Consider the following 3,276-nt stretch of genomic DNA (forward strand, 5'->3'; position numbering starts at 1 on the left):
ACGCGGGACCTCTGCTGCGCCGTCGAGGGACGAGCCCTCGCCGCGGCGGTGGCCGAGACCGGCCAGGTGGACGTGTGGGAGTGCTCGCACCTCGGCGGCCACCGCTTCGCCCCCACCGCCCTGGTGCTGCCCACCGGCTACCTCTACGGCAGGCTCGACGTCCAGTCCGCGGTCGCCGCGGCCAAGGCCGCCGGGGCGGGCGAGGTGGAGACCGGCCACTGCCGAGGCCGGATGGCCTGGCCCGCCGCCGGGCAGGTCGCCGAGCTGGCGGTGCGCGAGCACACCGGCCTCCGGGACGCCGACGCCCTGACCGTGGCCGAGATCATGGCGGGCGAGGTCGTGGTGACCGGGTACGGCACGCGCTGGGTGGTCCGGGTCGAGGAGCAGCCGGGGCCCGAGCGCCCACTCTCCTGTGGAGGGTCGCTGGAACGGTGCGCACCGCTGGTGGCCACCGCGGTCCGCGTCCTCGCCTGACCATTCCGACCGCATTGTGAGCCTGCTCTCACGACCATTCGTGAAATGCGCCCGTAATGCGCGAGACCCCCACCCCGGCAAGCCGGAATGGGGGTCTCGAGTGTAGCCCCGACGGGATTCGAACCCGCGCTACCGCCTTGAGAGGGCGGCGTCCTAGGCCACTAGACGACGGGGCCAGACATATTCAGCAGTGCAGAAACTTGCGTTTCCGCTGGGGTACCAGGACTCGAACCTAGACTAACTGAACCAGAATCAGTCGTGCTGCCAATTACACCATACCCCAAGGAGGCACATTCACCGGGGGCCGCCGGAGCAGTTCCGGTGTCCGTGTCCTTGCAGAGAAGACTCTAGCGGACGCCTCCGGCGCGCTCCAAACCGACCCCCAGTCTGACCATCGAACGCTCGCGGCCGAGCAGCTCCATGGACTCGTAGAGCGGCGGCGACACCGTCCGGCCGCTGATCGCGACGCGCACCGGGCCGAAGGCCTTCCGCGGCTTGAGGCCGAGCCCGTCGACCAACGAGGCCTTCAGGGACTCCTCGATCGCGGCGGCCGTCCACCCGTCGAGCCCCTCGAGGCCCTTGATCGCGGCCTCCAGGACCGGGGCGGCGTCGGCGCCGAGGTTCTTGGCCGCGGCGTCCTCGTCGAGCACCAGCTCGTCGACGAACAGGAAGGACAGCATCCGCGCGGCGTCGGAGAGCACCACGGACCGCTCCTGGACGAGCGGGGCGGCGGCGACGAGCACCGGGTCGTCCGAGGTGATCGTGATGCCGAGGTCGGCGAGGTACGGGATCACCCGCGCGGCGAAGTCCGCCGGGTCCAGCGCCCGCAGGTGCGCCGCGTTGATGGCCTCGGCCTTCTTGAGGTCGAAGCGGGCGGTGTTGGACGAGACCCGCGTGACGTCGAACGCCTCGACCATCTCCGCGAGCGAGAAGAGGTCCCGGTCCTCGGCGATGGACCAGCCGAGCAGGGCGAGGTAGTTGAGCAGGCCCTCGGGGGTGAAGCCGCGCTCCCGGTAGGTGAACAGGTTCGACTGCGGGTCCCGCTTGGACAGCTTGCGGTTGCCCTCGCCGGTGACCAGCGGGAGGTGCCCGTAGGTCAGCGGGCCCTCGCCGATCCCGACGCGCTGCAGCGCCTCGAGCAGGGCGATCTGCCGCGGCGTCGAGGAGAGGAGGTCCTCGCCGCGCAGGACGTGGGTGATCCCCATGAGCGCGTCGTCGAGCGGGTTGGTCAGGGGGTAGAGCGGCGTGCCGTCCCCGCGGGCGAGCACGAAGTCCGGGACCAGCCCCTGCTTGAACGTGACCTCGCCGCGGACCAGGTCGGTGAAGGTGATGTCGCGGTCCGGCATCCGCAGCCGGTAGACGGGCTTGCGCCCCTCGGCCCGGAACGCCTGCCGCTGCTCCTCGGTGAGCTCCCGGTCGGCGTTGTCGTAGCCCAGCTTGGGGTCGCGACCGGCGGCCTTGTGCCGGGCCTCGATCTCCCCGGCGCTGGAGTAGGACTCGTAGACCTCACCGGCCTCGACGAGCCTGCCGAGCGCGTCCCGGTAGAGGTCGCCGCGCTCGCTCTGCCGGTACGGGCCGTGCGGGCCGCCCTTCTCGGGACCCTCGTCCCAGTCCAGGCCGAGCCAGCGCAGCGCGTCGAGGAGGGCCTCGTAGCTCTCCACGCTGTCCCGCTGGGCGTCCGTGTCCTCGATGCGGAACACGAAGTCGCCGCCCGTGTGGCGGGCGTGCGCCCAGTTGAACAGGGCGGTGCGGATCAGCCCGACGTGGGGCGTACCGGTGGGCGAGGGGCAGAAGCGGACGCGAACGGTGCTCATGGTGGGCCCAGGGTAACGCTGGTGCTCCGAGGCCATCCGGAGTACATTTCAACGCATGATGAATAACGCGTGCGTGGTCGGCGGCGGGCCCGCCGGGATGGTCCTCGGTCTGCTGCTCGCCCGCGCGGGCGTGGAGGTCACCGTGCTGGAGAAGCACGGGGACTTCCTGCGGGACTTCCGGGGCGACACCGTCCACCCCTCCACCCTCGAGCTGCTCGACGAGCTGGGCCTCGGCGAGCGGTTCGACGCCGTCCCCCAGCGCCGGATCCAGTCGGTGCGCGCGCTGCTCGACGGCGGGACGATCCAGATCGGGAACTTCGGTCTGCTGAAGAGCGCGCGGCCCTACATCGCGCTCGTCCCGCAGTGGGACTTCCTCGACCTCCTCGCGGCCGCCGCGGCGGAGGAGCCCACCTTCCGCCTGGTCCGCAACGCCGAGGTCACCGGTCTGCTGCGGTCCGGGGACCGGGTCACCGGGGTCCGGTGGACCGACCGGGTGACCGGGGAGGAGCACACGCTCCCGGCGGCCCTCACGATCGGCTGCGACGGCCGGCGCTCGCTCGTCCGGGAGGAGGCGGGGCTGCGCGGGCGACAGTTCGGCGTGCCGATGGACGTCGAGTGGTTCCGGCTGCCGCGCGCGGAGGAGGACCCGGTCGGCGGGATGGGCCGGTTCACCAAGGGGCACTTCGCGGTGATGATCGACCGCGGGGACTACTGGCAGTGCGCGTACCTGATCCGCAAGGGCGGCGACGCGGGCCTGCGAGCACTGGGCATCGACACCCTGCGCAGCCGGATGGCGCGGCTGATCCCGTTGACGGCCGACCGCGTCGGCACCCTGACCTCGTGGGACCAGGTCTCGATGCTCGACGTCCGGCTCGACCGGCTCCGTCGCTGGTTCCGCCCCGGCCTGCTGCTGATCGGCGACGCCGCGCACGCGATGTCCCCGGTCGGCGGGGTCGGGATCAACCTCGCGGTGGCCGACGCCGTGGCC

General features: G+C 71.8%; 3 protein-coding genes and 2 tRNA genes. 2 read left to right on the forward strand and 3 right to left on the reverse strand.

Going from position 1 to position 3,276, the window contains the following annotated elements; all coding sequences use genetic code 11:
* Positions 1-474: sucrase ferredoxin (locus H5J29_RS26425; RefSeq protein ID WP_281376113.1), on the forward strand; the 474-nt coding region annotated here is incomplete at its 5' end.
* Positions 475-577: 103 nt separating this feature from the next.
* On the opposite strand, the gene H5J29_RS26430 is transcribed toward H5J29_RS26425, so the two are convergent.
* From H5J29_RS26430 to gltX, 3 genes are all read right to left on the reverse strand, one after another.
* A tRNA-Glu gene (locus H5J29_RS26430) sits at positions 578-650 on the reverse strand.
* Positions 651-685: 35 nt separating this feature from the next.
* A tRNA-Gln gene (locus tag H5J29_RS26435) sits at positions 686-757 on the reverse strand.
* A gap of 64 nt (positions 758-821) precedes the next feature.
* Complete coding sequence (gene gltX / locus H5J29_RS26440; RefSeq protein ID WP_181783721.1) at positions 822-2,288, reverse strand: glutamate--tRNA ligase; 1,467 nt, start codon at positions 2,286-2,288, stop codon at positions 822-824.
* Between the two features lie 55 nt (positions 2,289-2,343).
* On the opposite strand from gltX, the gene H5J29_RS26445 reads away from it, so the two are divergent.
* On the forward strand, positions 2,344-3,276 hold a 933-nt coding region (locus tag H5J29_RS26445), incomplete at its 3' end, for an FAD-dependent oxidoreductase (protein ID WP_181783722.1).

Origin of the sequence: Pseudonocardia pini, assembly GCF_013870575.1 — a bacterium.
GTDB lineage: Bacteria > Actinomycetota > Actinomycetes > Mycobacteriales > Pseudonocardiaceae > Pseudonocardia > Pseudonocardia pini.

Excerpts from the sequence above, each read along its gene's own strand:
- gltX (WP_181783721.1), bottom strand. The coding sequence starts at position 2,288 with ATGAGCACCGTTCGCGTCCGCTTCTGCCCCTCGCCCACCGGTACGCCC.